The following is a 12,978-nucleotide window of genomic DNA, read 5'->3' on the forward strand; positions in this document are numbered from 1 at the left end:
CGGGGCGCCGAAAACTGCCGGGGACCCTGGGGGCATTCCGGGGGTACGGGGTCGGAAACCCGCGGGAAGTTGTTAGCGGCAGGGTTGCCAGCTTACTGAAATTCAATCCATTGAAATCGAAAGGTTCCATTGAAAAGCCGTTGAAAAGGAGGGCTTATGACAGAACCAACGTACCTGTCAAAGAGCGCCTTCGCGGCTCGGATCGGCAGGGCGCCCAGCTACATCACCTGGTTGAAAAACAACAACCGCCTAGTGCTGAGCGCCGATGGTAAACAGGTCGATGTCACGGCCAGCGAAGCGTTGATTCGCGACACCGCTGACCCCAGTAAAACCGCCGTCGCTGACCGCCACCACCAGGATCGGCTTCAGCGTGACGTTTACAGCCAGCTATCCAGTCAGGCCGAGCCGACTTCAATGGCTGCGCCGCCGCTCGTGATCACCCCTGCGGGGCAGCTGCCTGACTTCCAGAAGGCCCGCGCATTGCGCGAGCACAACCTGGCACAGCTCGCCGAGATCGAGTTGCACAAGGCCAAGGGCTCTCTAGTGGCCATGGCGGCGGTTCGGACCGGCGCCTACAACGCCGGTCGCATGCTGCGCGATCAACTGTTAGGTATGCCTCCGCAACTGGCGCCCGAACTGGCGTCGATGACGGACCCTTGGGAAATCGAAAAGCACCTCACGGCGGCGATTCGCCGCTCGCTGGAAGACGCAGAGCGCATGTCTTCAGCAGACCTTGAACACGCACTGACCACGAGTTAAGCCGATGCCCATGGAAATTCCTGACGGTGCAGAGGTGTACCGCGAGGCGTATTTCCGTGGGCTACGGCCCGACCCGGACGTTTGGATCGATCAGTGGGCCGATGAGTACATGCGGATCCCGCGTGACACCGGCGCCGCTGAGCCGGGCCAGTACCGCACCTCGCGTACACCGTATGCCCGCGAGCCGATGCGTTGTTTGTCGCCGGCTCACCCCTGCAAGCGCGTGATCACCATGGTCGCCTCGCAGCTGATGAAAACCCAGATCGGGCTGAACTGGATCGGCGGCCTGATGCACATGGCGCCGTCGAATATCCTGGCGCTGCTACCAAGCCTGGGTTTGGCCAAACGGGTGTCCTCGCGGATCGGCAAAACGATCAAAGCGACACCGGTGCTGCGCGAACGTGTAGCCGCCAACCGCTCGCGGGATTCGCGCAACACCATGGACACCAAGGAGTTCGAGGGTGGCACGTTGTACGTCACCACCGCTGGCTCAGCCGCCAACTTATCGGAGCTGTCGGCGCGCTACGTTTACGGCGACGAGATTGACCGCTGGGAAGTCGACATCGGCGAGGAGGGCGACCCCATCGAGCTGGCGGAAACCCGGGGCAGTACCTTTGGCCGCAACGCCAAGTTCTACTTCTCCAGCTCGCCGACGATCAAGGGCGCCTCGCGGATCTCCGACCTGTTCGATGGCAGCGACCAGCGTCACTACTACGTGCCATGCCCGACGTGTGGGCACATGCAAATCCTTGAGTGGGAACGGCTGCACTACTCGATGGACTTCAGCGTGGTGCACTACCAGTGCGCCGGGCCTGAGTGTGACGTGCTGATCGACGAATACCACAAGGGCGAAATGCTCGCCAACGGCGAGTGGCGTGCCCATGCCGAAGGCGACGGCGAGACCGTTGGCTTCCACCTCAACGCGTTGTATTCGCCGCTTGGTTGGATGGACTGGAAGTCGCTGGCCAAGCAATTCGAGAAGGCCAAAAAGGCCCAGGCCAAAGGCGATCTGGAACCGATGCAGGTGTTCTACAACACCCGCCTGGCGAAAGTCTGGGACGCAGCCCAAGAGCAAACCAAAGCCGATGTACTGAGAAAACGGGCGCGGCTGGAAGGCTTCACCCTCGGCTCACTGCCGGCGGCGGTGCTGATGATTACCGGCTCCGTCGACGTCCAGGCGAACCGCTTGGAGTTCATGGCGATGGGTTGGGGCGCCGGCATGGAGCGCTGGGTCGTCGACTACCAGGTGGTCTCGGGTGATCCCGCAGACGAACGCACCTGGGCTGCCTTGGACGAATTGCTCAAGGCCAAATATCGCCATCCGTGCGGTGTCGGCCTCGGCATTCTCGCGGTGGCCGTCGACTCCGGCGGTCACCACACCGATGAGGTCTATCAGTTCTGCCGCGTACGCCGCTGGCGCAACGTGTTCGCCATCAAGGGGGCGAGCAAGCCCGGCAAGCCGGTCATTGCTCAACGCCCGTCGATGGTTGACGTGACCTGGAAAGGTCAGACCGAACGCAACGGCGCCGAGCTGTGGTTCGTCGGTACCGACACGGCCAAGGACTGGATCTACAACCGCTACCCGTTCGAATCCGGGCCGGGTGCGCTGCACTTTGCCAATGACCTGCCGGACGATTTCTTCGACCAGTGCGTCGCGGAGCGCAAGGTTGCGCGCTACATACGCGGCCACAAGCGCATTGAGTGGGTCAAGGGTAAGGCTGAGCGTAACGAAGCACTCGACTTGATGGTGTATTGCCTGGCCATGGCGCATTACTTGGGCCTCAACCGTTACAAGGAACACGACTGGGAGCGCGTGCGTCAGTCCCTGGCGCAGTCTGGTCTGTTCGACGACGCATTGGGCATCAAGCCTGTTCAAGGCGAACGTGTCACCGGACCAGCAACACCGGTTGCTGCACTGCAATCGGCTCCACAACCTACTGCTCCGATCGTGCCATTGCGATCGGCAGCACCGCCACCTCAACGCCGCAGCTCCACCAGCGGTTATCTGAAGAGACGCTGATATGTCCTTTACCCAAAAGCACCTCGACGCGGTTGAGGCGGCCATCGCACGCGGTGAAAAAGTCGTGCGCTACACCGACCGTACCGTGGAATACCGCACCATCGACGAACTGCTCAAGGCGCGCAATCAGATCCGCACTTCGCTGGTCAACTCAGCTGGCCCGCGCTCGCGCGTGGTCAGGCTGTACCACGGAGGCAAAGGACTCTAATGGCCCGTCACTATCCGACGCTGACCCGTAATGGATTCTTGCTGCCGTCGAACATCAAGGCCAGTTACGAAGGCGCCGGAGAGGGTCGCCGATCCACTGGCTGGGATGCTCCCGACAACGGGGTCAACAGCATCAACACTCCGGCACTGCGTAACTTGCGTTCGCGCTCCCGGGCTGCGGTTCGCAATGACCCGTATGCCTTCAACGTGATCGACAAACGCGTCAGTAATTTGATCGGTACCGGCATCACGCCGAGGCCGAAAACCGACGACGAAGTCCTGCGCAAATTGCTGCAGGAACTCTGGGAAGACTGGGTCGATGAGTCGGACGCCGATGAGCGTACCGACTTCTATGGACAGCAAGCGCTGGCGGCGCGCACGGTCGAAACCTCGGGCGAGTGTTTCATCCGGTTGCGGCCGCGGGGCCTGGACGAAGGTCTCGCGGTACCGTTACAGCTGCAGATACTGGCACCGGAGTTCGTGCCGCACGACAAATTCGAAACCACCAAAACCGGCAACATCATCCGCGCAGGGATCGAGTTCACGCCAGATGGCAAGCGGGTGGCGTATTGGATGTACCTGTCGCATCCGCGCGATGCCTCGTCGCTGAACGCGGGTTATAACCAGTTGGTGCGAGTACCGGCCGCCCAGGTGCTGCACATCTTTGAACCGGTCGAGCCTGGCCAGTTGCGTGGCGTACCGCGATTGTCACCGGTGCTGAAGCGCCTGCGCAGTCTCGACAACTACGACGACGCGGTGCTGTTTCGCCAAGAGGTGGCCAACCTGTTTGCCGGCTTCATTAGTCGACCTGCACCGGACTCAGGCCCCGTGCCAAGGGATCCAGTCACCGGCCAACCGCTGAGTTTGGATCGCGACGGCTTCACCCCGATGGTCGCTCTGGAGCCCGGCACCATGCAGGAGCTGGGGCCAGGTGAAGAGGTCGAGTTCTCCAAACCGCCCGACGCGGGCAACAACTACCCGGACTTCATGCGGCAGCAGCTGATGGCTGCCGCTGCCGGTACCGGGACACCGTACGAGATCCTCACCGGGGACATGCGCGAGGTCAATGACCGGGCGCTGCGCGTGGTGCTTAACGAGTTTCGGCGCCGGCTGGAACAACTGCAGTTCGGTGTCTACGTGCACCAACTTTGCCGCCCGGTGCGGGCGGCCTGGATGGACATGGCCGTGTTGTCAGGTGTCCTGGTGCTGAAGGATTACGCACAGCGTCGACGTGAATACCTGCGCACTCGTTGGGTGCCGCAAGGTTGGGCCTACATCCAGCCGGTTCAGGACGTACAGGCGCGGCGGATGGAAGTGCAAGCGGGCTTTGCCTCGCGTAGCGAGATGGTCCTGCGCACCGGCTACGACGCCGAAACGGTCGACGCGGAAAACGCCGCCGATCTGACCCGGGCCAAGCGTCTGGGCCTCAACTACACCACTCTCGAAACTGTCGTTTCCGTCGACGACAAGGAGCAACCATGAGCAAGAAAGCGCGACCGCGCATTTACAACCGCGCTGGTCAGCGGGTGCAGGTCAAAGACAAAACCTGGTACGCCGTGCATGCCAGCGGCGAAGCCACCGAGCGGGTGATTGAGGTCTTCGTCTACGGCGAAATCGGTGCCTGGGGTGTGACCGCCAATCAGTTCGTGCAGGATCTGCGCGCCATGGACGACGGCGTCTCGGAAGTAGTCGCAGCGTTTAACAGCGTCGGCGGTGATCTGTTCGACGGCTTGGCTATGCACAACGCTTTGAGGCGTTTGGGCGCGCGGTGTACCGGGCGGATTGATGCCTTGGCCGCCAGTGCCGCCAGCGTGGCGGTATGTGGCGCACACAAAGTCGTCATCGCCGAAAGCGCGATATTGATGATCCATAACCCCTGGACCTACGCGGCCGGCGATGCCGAAGACTTCCGCAAGGTGGCCGATGTCCTCGACCAGACGATGGAAGCCATCATCGCGGCCTACAAAGCGAAGGCGCCGAACATTGATGAGGTTGAATTGCGGCGGCTGGTCGCTGCTGAAACCTGGCTCACCGCGAATGAAGCCCTGGCCCTGGGCCTTGCCGATGAAATCGGCGATGGGATCAAGGTTAAGGCCTGTCTCGGTCAGGGTGGCGTGTTGCAGCGTTACCAGCATGCACCGGCTGAGCTGCTGGCCCAGCTCGACGAGCCACCCGAAGCGGACCCGGAACCGGAGGTTGAGAAACCACCGCTGGAACCGCCGGTGGTCGACTCGACCAAGTTGGCTCTGATGATCACTCAGCGTTGCACCGAGGCGGGGATCAGCAACCTGGTCGAGCCGCTGCTCAGTTCGACCAAGCTCGAAAGCGAAGAGATCGTCCTGGCCGGCCTGGCCCGTGCCAAGACGGTGAACGATCTTTGCGTGGCGGCCCGTTTGCCGGAGTTCAGTGCCGAGTACGTCGCGGCTGGATTGGACGCAGCGGCAGTGCGGGCGCGTCTGTTCGACAAGATTGTCACCAGCGGCAAAGGCTTCGAAATCGACAACAGCTTGCCGCTGGACAACGACCCGGCGCCGAAGGTGCTGGCCAAACAAACTGATCCCACATCGATCTGGGCCGCTCGACAAGCGGCTCACTCTGGCACTGCGCACGGCGCGAAAGGAACAAGACCATGACCATCAAAAAAGAACCGATCCATGCCGGGGAATTTCTACTGTCCGAAGGGGCAGGGAACATTTCGCGTGAGTCCATCAACGTCGCAGCCGGGCCGGCACTGTACCCGGGCCAGCTCCTCGGCCTGATCACGGCCACCAGCGAATTCGCACCGTACGCTCCGGCTGCCGAAGATGGCAGCGAGACGGCGGTGGCGATTCTCTTCGGTCCGCTGGGTGAGTCGGATGTGGTGCGCCGTGGTCGCGCCGTCGTGCGGCTGGCTGAAGTCAGCGAAGCGCACCTGACCGGACTCGACGCCGACGCCGAAAAAGACTTGGCCGCCCATTTCCTGATTGTCCGATAAGCCGATCAGCCAACTTTATGCACCCCGCCTTGAGCGGGGTTTTTCATTTTTGGAGAGTACCCATGGCCGATATCGCCATTTTTGACGACGAAGCGTTCACCGTTACCGCGCTCACCGCTGCACTCAATGAGCAACCGTACCTGCCGGGCCGCATCAGTGCGCTGGGTCTGTTTCGCGAGGAAGGGGTCACGACCCTGACCGTGCAGATTGAAAAGGACGGCGACACCCTGGCGCTGGTCCCTGCAGGTGAGCGAGGGAGTTCTGGCCTGGTGGTAGCGGCCAGCAAGCGTAACCTGATCCCGTTCAACACCGTGCACCTGCCGGAGCGTTTCACCATCAAGGCCGACGAGATCCAGGGCATTCGCGCCTTCGGAACTCGCACCGAGTTGCAGGCGGTGCAAGACGTGGTCAATGCCCGCTTGGCCAAAGCGCGTCGTCAGCTGGATGCGACGCACGAGTTCCAGCGCATGGGTGCCCTCAACGGCCTGATCCTCGATGCCGATGGCTCGACCGTCTTGCTGGACCTTTATGATCGCTTCGGTGTGCAGCGTCAGAAGCTGTCCATGGGCTTGGCGGATCCAAGCACCGAGCTGCGGGTTAAGTGCGGCGAAGCACTGGATATGCAGGAAGACGCGCTGGGCAGCGTGACCAGTACCGGCTCTCGCGCCTTCTGCGGTAAGAACTTCTGGAACAAGTTAATCGTTCACAAGGCGGTCAAGGAAACCTACCTCAACAGCCAGCAGGCGGCAGCGTTGCGCGGTGATGCCCGGGAGAGCTTCGAGTTCGGCGGCATTGTCTGGGAGCGTTACCGGGGCAAGGTGGCCGGTGTCTCGTTCGTCCACGACGACAAGGCGTTGCTGGTCCCTGAGGGGGTACCGGATCTGTACATCTCGGTGTTTGCCCCGGCGGACTACATGGAAACGGTCAACACTCAGGGCATTCCGTACTACAGCATGATCGAGCCGCTGCCGTTCAACAAAGGCATGGCCGGTGAAGCACAGTCCAACCCGTTGCACCTGTGCACTCGACCGCGTGCACAGATCCTCCTGGAACTCTGACCGTGGGCTTTCGCGATCTGATCGCCGAGGTTGACGCAGTGGTGTTCGAAACGCTGGGCGACACCGCGAGAATCGAGGGCCGTGATGAGCCAGTCCTCGGCATGTTCGCGGCGCCCTGGTTGCAGCCGAAGTTCGGCAAGCTCAACACCGGATTGCGTGAGCCTCGGTTCGAGATCCGGGTCAGCGACTCGCACAGTCTGGAGCAGGGGATGTTGGTCACCGTCGAACTGCCGGAGCTGGACGGCGGCGGCGACTACGATCTGCTGCAACTGGAACCCAGCGGTGACGGATTGGTCGCCCTTATCCTGAGGATGCGCGTATGAGCGTCGGTAGCTACTTCAAGCCGTCAGCCGGCGGTGGGATGCTCTCCATTCAATCCTCGGCTGCGGATCTAAAAGCCTTCGAGGAATTCGCCAAGGTAGTACCGAAAGCGGCAGCCGCGGCTCAGCGTCGAGCGATCAACAAAACGTTAGGTTGGCTGCGCACCCACATTGCCCGGGCCGTCAGCCGGCAAGAACGCATTGCCGTTGCGGCGGTTCGTCAGCGCTTGCGCAGCTACCCGGTCTCCGGCGGGGCCACCAGTGGCAAGTTGTGGTTCGGTCTCAACGCGATCGAGTCCAGCCGGATCGGCCGCGCACGACAGTCTGGCAGCGGTGTATCGGTTGCTGGGCGACGTTACCAGGGCGCCTTTCTGAAAAAGGTCTATGGCAACAAGCCTGATATCTGGATCCGTACGGCGAGTAAGCATTTCAACGCGGACGATTATCCCGATAGCACGGTGTCGGCCGGTGGCGGTGCCAGTTCGGGATGGGTCGCAGAAAACGGCGATCGCTTTCCGCTGGCCAAAGCCAAGGTGTCACTGGAGCAGGCGCGTCCGCACTTCGACAGTTGGGTCAAGCGTGCCGATGCGCGTTTGCTGGAAATCCTGCAGCAGGAGTTCAACTTTGAGCTGCAGAAGTATTTGAAGGGAACAGCCAATGTCTGACGAGCCTTTTAGTCTTGATCAGCTCTACCAGGCGATTGAACAGCACCTGCTGAGCAGTCTGTCGGGGATTAAAGCGGTGACGGTCTGGCCGAACATCAAGGATCGCATTGCACTGCCGGTGGTGTTTATTGAAATGGCCGAGATCGAACCGGGTATGGACATCGGTACTGGCGAGACCACCCTGATTTGCAAGTTCGAGGCACGGATCATTGTTGATCCAATTCGTCCAAAGCACTGCCAACAGGCCGCGCACCTGGCGGCGCAATTGGCCGTGTTGCTGCGCATGCAAACCTGGGGCGTTGCGGTCGAGCCTGCTGAGTTTGTCCAGGCCATGCAGGATTGGACCAAGCCGGAACTGGATGGTTACGTGGTCTGGTTGGTGGAATGGACGCACCAAATTTACCTGGGCGTTGAGGAATGGCCATGGCCGGACGAACCGCCGGGCTCGCTGGTGCTTGATGTTGAACCGGGGGACGGGCCTGTTTCACCGGAGGATCTGCCGTGAGCTACGCCAGTGCCGAGCATGACCGCATGATTGCAGCCATGTTGATGCCGTGCGTGGTGGTCGGGGTGGATCTGGAGGCACCGGCAGTGCGAGTGTCAAATGGCGAATGGACGAGCGCCTGGGTGCGCTGGCACAGCCTCGCGGCCGGTAAGGCGCGGCACTGGCGGGCACCAAGCCTGGGCGAGCAGGGCGTGTTGTTCAACCCCAGCGGGCAAGCCGGCATGGGCACCTTTATCCCGGGGTTGTACGGGGATGCCGGTGGCCAGCCGGATAACCGCGATCATGTGGAAGTCTGGCGTTTCGACGACGGCGGTTCGCTGGTCTATGACTGGCAGGCCAAGAGCTACACCATCACCCTGCCCACCGGTACGGTGACGATCAAGGTCGGCAGTGCTGAGGTGGTCGTTACGGATAACGCCGTGACGACCAAGGTCGGCGGCACTGAGGTGGCGCTGACGCCGGATTCGGCGACGATCAAATCAGCAGCCATCATCAAGCTGGTCGGGGTGGTGGTGATTGACGGCACGTTACACGTTACAAAAGACATCACGGGCGCCGCCTCGATCCTCGCTGCAGGATCCAGCGACAACCATCACACCCATTAATACGCCACTTATCGAGCCCGCCGCGTGCGGGTTTTTTCATGCCTGGAGAAAAACATGGCCAAGCCGAATGAAGTCCTCAGTACTGAGCAACCGCAACCGCAACCGCAACGGTCGACGGATCTGAAGCTGAAGTTTCGCGACAAGGTTTACACCTCGCGCACCCTGATTATTCCTGAGTCGGATCGCACGCTGCCGGTGGTCAAGGGCTGCGTCGAGGTGTCGGCATCCGACGAGCAAGCCGTTAGCTACCTGAAGGCCCACGCAGAATTCGAGCCGCAGGGGTGATTTAGATGATCGGAATGGACCGCCACACCGGCCAACCCATCTCCGGCATCGAGCATCTGCGGCAGTCTATCGCGGACATCTTGGGCACGCGCCTGGGTAGTCGCCGGCAGCGGCCGGAGTACGGCAGCAAAATCCCCTTGTACGTCGACATGCCGATTAACGAAGGCTGGAAAAGTTCGGTGCAAGCCGAGGCGGTCCGCGCGATCGGGCGGTGGGAGCCGCGCGTCAAGCTGGAGCGCGTCCGCGCTCTCTCGGTGCTGGGCGGGCAAATCAATCTGAGCATTGCCGGCGAGTACCTCGGCGACCGTTTTCTGTTTGAGGTGAGCGTATGAGCATCGTGGATCTGTCGGCGTTGCCGGCGCCGGACGTGCTGGAACCGTTGGACTTCGAAGTCACCTATGACGAAGCCTTGGGCACGTTTCGCGGCTACATGGGCGACAACTGGAGCGCGGCAATTGAGAGCGAGCCGGTGGTTAAGGTGCTGGAGGTTGGGGCCTATCAGAAGGTCGGTAACCGTGCCCGGGTCAATGACGCGGCCAAGGCGCTGTTACTGGCTCACGCGATCGGCCCGGACCTCGATCAGTTGGGTGCGAACTACAACCTGAAGCGCCTGGTGATCCAGGCGGCGGACCTGGCGGCGGTGCCACCGGTGCCTGAGGTCAAGGAGCTGGACGATCCGTTTCGCGAGCGCATCCAGTTGGCGTTTGAGGGGCTGACCACGGCGGGGCCACGTGCCAGCTACATTCTGCACGCCCGTAACGCCTCGGGGGTGGTGATGGACGCCACGGCGGAAAGCCCGGCGCCTTGCTGCGTTACGGTAACGGTGTTGAGTTCTGAGGGGCGCGGCGAAGCCAGTCCCGCGCTGCTGGCTGCCGTCAAGGCGGGCCTGAATGATGAAGACGTGCGCCCGCTGGGCGATCGGGTGACGGTGCAGGGCGCGCAGATTATCGACTATCGCATTAACGCCATTTTGCACATGAACGGTGCCGGGCCTGAGGGGGACGCCAGTTTGGCCGAAGCCATCAACCGCTTGGCGAAGTGGATCAATCCGCGCAAGCGCTTGGGCGTCGAAGTCGCCCGCTCGGCGGTGGATGCGCAATTGCACGTCGCCGGTGTGTCCCGGGTTGAGCTGATCGGCTGGGTGGACTTGGCGCCGAGCAAGGCTCAGGCGGCATGGTGTACCGGCTATGAGGTGAAGCTGGCGGGGGCGACATGAAAAGCCTGCTGCCGAGCAATAGCACGCAACTGGAGCGCGCTCTGGAGGCGGCTTTCTACGAGCGAACCATTGTCCCGCTGCGCACCCTGTACAACCCCGACACCTGTCCGGTCCATCTGCTGCCGCATTTGGCGTGGGCGTGGTCGGTCGATCGCTGGGACTATCGGTGGTCGGAGGCGACCAAGCGCGCGGCGATCAAGGCGTCGTATTACATCCATGCCCGCAAGGGCACCATCGGCGCGTTGCGCCGGGTGGTCGAGCCCCTGGGCTATCTGGTCGAAATCATCGAGTGGTTCAACACCGTCCCCGAAGGTCCGCCGGGCACCTTTGCACTGAAGGTCGGTGTGCAGGACACCGGGATCACCGAGGGCATGTATCAGGAGCTGGAGCGCCTGATCGACGACGCCAAGCCCGTGACCCGGCATTTGACCGGTCTCGATATCACGCTGGAAACCCGTTTGAACGCCTATGTCGGTATCGCTGTGTATGACGGCGACGAGATCGATGTTTACCCCTGGAACAATCCCGATATTGACGTGGTGATTCAGGGCTATCACGGCGTTAGCGAATACACCCTCGACGAATTGGACGTGTACCCCCATGGTTGATAAAAACTCTATATTCGGCGGCATGCTCACCATTCAAGGGGCCGCCAAGAAAACCAACTGCGATGCGCTGGGAATCCCTTGGGAGCCGCGTTACATGCTGATTGGCGATGCCAACGGCACCGACCCAGTGCCAAACCCTTCCCAGATAAAGCTGATCAACCAAGTCTATCGGGCTCAAATCAATCAACTGTACGTGTCTCCAACTGATGCCAATGTACTGATTGCCGAGCTGGTGTTGCCGCCCGACGTGGGCGGCTGGTGGGTTCGTGAACTGGCGCTAGAGGACAAGGACGGCGTGTTTTCCGCGGTCGCCAATGCTGCCCCGAGCTATAAGCCTCAGTTGGAACAAAATTCCGGGCGTAACCAGGTGGTGCGGATGCACATCATCACCAGCGGCACCGCAAACATTCAGTTGAAGATTGATCCAAGTGTGGTGCTGGCCACCCGAGCCTACGTCGATCAAAAGGTGTTGGAGGAGCTGGGCAAGCAGGACTTTAAGCACTCGGTACGGGCGGCGACCACCGCCCCTGTGGTGCTGAGCGGCCTTCAGACCATTGACGGGGTCGCCCTGGTTGCCGGTGATCGCGTGCTGGTGAAAAACCAGGCCGTAGCCAAAGACAACGGTCTTTACGTGGTGGCTGCGGCGGTTTGGGCGCGTAGCGCGGATGCCGATAGCAGTCTGGAAGTGACGCCCGGGCTGTTTGTGCATGTCGAGCGCGGCACCACCAACGGCGACAGCATTTGGCAGCTGGTGACGGATGCGCCGATTGTCCTGGGCGTGACGGATCTGTTGTTTGAAATGGCGGCCGGGCGCACCGGTGTCAATGCCGGCACATACCGCAGTGTGACCGTGGACAAATACGGTCGGGTGGTAGGCGGGACCAACCCGACCACGCTGGCCGGTTATGCGATCACCGACGCCTTCACCAAGACCGAAACAATCGACTTGATTAACGGCACGAGCCAAATCCCTTTGGTGGAGGTCAACACCTCAAGGCCCTTGGTGGCGAACGAGTTGGGGCTTGTCCTGATTGATGCCAGCGCGGGGGCGTTGACGGTTGAGCTGCCCGATGCCAACTCGGCGCTGGGTGTTCGTAGTGTGGTGGTGCGACGGGTCGATAACACCAGCAACCGGCTGACAATCAGGGCGGCCGGCAGCAACAAAATCAAGTTTCATACCCATCTGAATGCGGCCGGCTATCCATTCTTATACCTGATGGGGGCCGGGGATTATTGGCATTTTCGCAGTGATACCAAGGGCAGCTGGATACCGATTGCGCGCCTAGACGGTACGGCACTCGGGCGGCCCGTGTTTGAAACGACGACTGTATTGAATCCAGGGGGGCACGTCCCGTTGGGCAATGCCCCCTTTGTTCGTGCCGATTGGCCATGGTTGTGGGACCACGCTCAGCAGTCGGGAATGCTGACTACGGAAGCCGCTCGCGCGGGTATGGAGGGCGGCTGGACCTCGGGCTATGGCGCGACCACGTTCCGTAGTCCAGATCCGCGCGGTAAATTCTTACGACCCCTTGACGAGTCCGCCGGAGTCGACCCTGGTCGCGTAGCCGGTAGCTATAAACTCGATGAGTTAAAGACTCACGCCCACTATTCAGCTTCCACAGGCTACGGCACGCAGGCGATGGGCGGCGGGAGCATCACCTATGCCACCCCGACTGGTGGCAGCACTGGCGCTACGGGCGGCGCTGAGACGGTCCCGAAAAACATCGCCTATCCGGGCCGAATTAAAGTGATCTGA

The 12,978-nt window shown here is 61.4% G+C and carries 16 protein-coding genes; all 16 read left to right on the forward strand.

Annotated features, from left to right (window positions below; translation table 11 throughout):
* Positions 1 to 156 precede the first annotated feature (156 nt).
* The 16 genes from PMI27_RS23740 (at position 157) to PMI27_RS32035 (ending at position 12,978) form a co-directional block, all read left to right on the forward strand.
* Entirely contained in the window at positions 157 to 759 is a 603-nt protein-coding gene (locus PMI27_RS23740) for a hypothetical protein (RefSeq protein ID WP_008153630.1), read from the forward strand.
* Positions 760 to 763: 4 nt separating this feature from the next.
* Positions 764 to 2,779, forward strand: coding sequence for a phage terminase large subunit family protein (locus PMI27_RS23735; protein WP_008153632.1), 2,016 nt, complete (start codon positions 764 to 766; stop codon positions 2,777 to 2,779).
* Position 2,780: 1 nt separating this feature from the next.
* Positions 2,781 to 2,987, forward strand: coding sequence for a phage head-tail joining protein (locus tag PMI27_RS23730; protein WP_008153633.1), 207 nt, complete (start codon positions 2,781 to 2,783; stop codon positions 2,985 to 2,987).
* Positions 2,987 to 4,468, forward strand: a complete 1,482-nt coding sequence (locus PMI27_RS23725; RefSeq protein WP_008153634.1) for a phage portal protein — start codon at positions 2,987 to 2,989, stop codon at positions 4,466 to 4,468. Before PMI27_RS23730 ends, PMI27_RS23725 begins: the two co-directional genes overlap by 1 nt.
* Positions 4,465 to 5,619 (forward strand): head maturation protease, ClpP-related, encoded by a 1,155-nt coding sequence (locus PMI27_RS23720; RefSeq protein WP_008153635.1) that lies wholly within the window; start codon positions 4,465 to 4,467, stop codon positions 5,617 to 5,619. The genes PMI27_RS23725 and PMI27_RS23720 overlap by 4 nt, the downstream gene beginning before the upstream one ends.
* Positions 5,616 to 5,960, forward strand: coding sequence for a head decoration protein (locus tag PMI27_RS23715; protein ID WP_008153636.1), 345 nt, complete (start codon positions 5,616 to 5,618; stop codon positions 5,958 to 5,960). Before PMI27_RS23720 ends, PMI27_RS23715 begins: the two co-directional genes overlap by 4 nt.
* 62 nt (positions 5,961 to 6,022) lie before the next feature.
* Positions 6,023 to 7,018, forward strand: a complete 996-nt coding sequence (locus PMI27_RS23710) for a major capsid protein (protein ID WP_008153637.1) — start codon at positions 6,023 to 6,025, stop codon at positions 7,016 to 7,018.
* A gap of 2 nt (positions 7,019 to 7,020) precedes the next feature.
* On the forward strand, positions 7,021 to 7,341 hold the full coding sequence (locus PMI27_RS23705) for a head-tail joining protein (RefSeq protein ID WP_008153638.1): 321 nt from the start codon (positions 7,021 to 7,023) through the stop codon (positions 7,339 to 7,341).
* Complete coding sequence (locus PMI27_RS23700) at positions 7,338 to 8,003, forward strand: hypothetical protein (RefSeq protein ID WP_008153641.1); 666 nt, start codon at positions 7,338 to 7,340, stop codon at positions 8,001 to 8,003. Before PMI27_RS23705 ends, PMI27_RS23700 begins: the two co-directional genes overlap by 4 nt.
* Complete coding sequence (locus PMI27_RS23695; protein WP_008153642.1) at positions 7,996 to 8,508, forward strand: hypothetical protein; 513 nt, start codon at positions 7,996 to 7,998, stop codon at positions 8,506 to 8,508. The genes PMI27_RS23700 and PMI27_RS23695 overlap by 8 nt, the downstream gene beginning before the upstream one ends.
* Positions 8,505 to 9,113: a phage baseplate assembly protein V gene (locus PMI27_RS23690; protein WP_008153643.1), complete on the forward strand. Its 609-nt coding sequence runs from the start codon at positions 8,505 to 8,507 to the stop codon at positions 9,111 to 9,113. Before PMI27_RS23695 ends, PMI27_RS23690 begins: the two co-directional genes overlap by 4 nt.
* Positions 9,114 to 9,167: 54 nt before the next feature.
* A complete protein-coding gene (locus PMI27_RS23685; RefSeq protein WP_008153644.1) occupies positions 9,168 to 9,398 on the forward strand; it encodes a hypothetical protein in 231 nt (76 codons plus the stop codon).
* Between the two features lie 5 nt (positions 9,399 to 9,403).
* A complete protein-coding gene (locus PMI27_RS23680) occupies positions 9,404 to 9,730 on the forward strand; it encodes a GPW/gp25 family protein (protein WP_008153645.1) in 327 nt (108 codons plus the stop codon).
* Entirely contained in the window at positions 9,727 to 10,614 is an 888-nt protein-coding gene (locus PMI27_RS23675) for a baseplate J/gp47 family protein (protein WP_008153646.1), read from the forward strand. The genes PMI27_RS23680 and PMI27_RS23675 overlap by 4 nt, the downstream gene beginning before the upstream one ends.
* Positions 10,611 to 11,222 carry a phage tail protein I gene (locus tag PMI27_RS23670; RefSeq protein WP_008153647.1) on the forward strand — a complete coding sequence of 204 codons (612 nt, stop codon included), beginning with the start codon at positions 10,611 to 10,613 and terminating at the stop codon, positions 11,220 to 11,222. Before PMI27_RS23675 ends, PMI27_RS23670 begins: the two co-directional genes overlap by 4 nt.
* Positions 11,215 to 12,978 carry a phage tail protein gene (locus PMI27_RS32035; RefSeq protein ID WP_008153649.1) on the forward strand — a complete coding sequence of 588 codons (1,764 nt, stop codon included), beginning with the start codon at positions 11,215 to 11,217 and terminating at the stop codon, positions 12,976 to 12,978. The genes PMI27_RS23670 and PMI27_RS32035 overlap by 8 nt, the downstream gene beginning before the upstream one ends.

The organism is Pseudomonas sp. GM41(2012), from assembly GCF_000282315.2.
Lineage (GTDB): Bacteria > Pseudomonadota > Gammaproteobacteria > Pseudomonadales > Pseudomonadaceae > Aquipseudomonas.

Coding starts and splice junctions, on each gene's coding strand:
- PMI27_RS23670 (WP_008153647.1), top strand. CDS start 10,611: ATGAAAAGCCTGCTGCCGAGCAATAGCACGCAACTGGAGCGCGCTCTG.
- PMI27_RS23710 (WP_008153637.1), top strand. CDS start 6,023: ATGGCCGATATCGCCATTTTTGACGACGAAGCGTTCACCGTTACCGCG.
- PMI27_RS23695 (WP_008153642.1), top strand. CDS start 7,996: ATGTCTGACGAGCCTTTTAGTCTTGATCAGCTCTACCAGGCGATTGAA.
- PMI27_RS23675 (WP_008153646.1), top strand. CDS start 9,727: ATGAGCATCGTGGATCTGTCGGCGTTGCCGGCGCCGGACGTGCTGGAA.
- PMI27_RS32035 (WP_008153649.1), top strand. CDS start 11,215: ATGGTTGATAAAAACTCTATATTCGGCGGCATGCTCACCATTCAAGGG.
- PMI27_RS23685 (WP_008153644.1), top strand. CDS start 9,168: ATGGCCAAGCCGAATGAAGTCCTCAGTACTGAGCAACCGCAACCGCAA.
- PMI27_RS23700 (WP_008153641.1), top strand. CDS start 7,338: ATGAGCGTCGGTAGCTACTTCAAGCCGTCAGCCGGCGGTGGGATGCTC.
- PMI27_RS23715 (WP_008153636.1), top strand. CDS start 5,616: ATGACCATCAAAAAAGAACCGATCCATGCCGGGGAATTTCTACTGTCC.
- PMI27_RS23735 (WP_008153632.1), top strand. CDS start 764: ATGCCCATGGAAATTCCTGACGGTGCAGAGGTGTACCGCGAGGCGTAT.
- PMI27_RS23725 (WP_008153634.1), top strand. CDS start 2,987: ATGGCCCGTCACTATCCGACGCTGACCCGTAATGGATTCTTGCTGCCG.
- PMI27_RS23740 (WP_008153630.1), top strand. CDS start 157: ATGACAGAACCAACGTACCTGTCAAAGAGCGCCTTCGCGGCTCGGATC.
- PMI27_RS23680 (WP_008153645.1), top strand. CDS start 9,404: ATGATCGGAATGGACCGCCACACCGGCCAACCCATCTCCGGCATCGAG.
- PMI27_RS23730 (WP_008153633.1), top strand. CDS start 2,781: ATGTCCTTTACCCAAAAGCACCTCGACGCGGTTGAGGCGGCCATCGCA.
- PMI27_RS23720 (WP_008153635.1), top strand. CDS start 4,465: ATGAGCAAGAAAGCGCGACCGCGCATTTACAACCGCGCTGGTCAGCGG.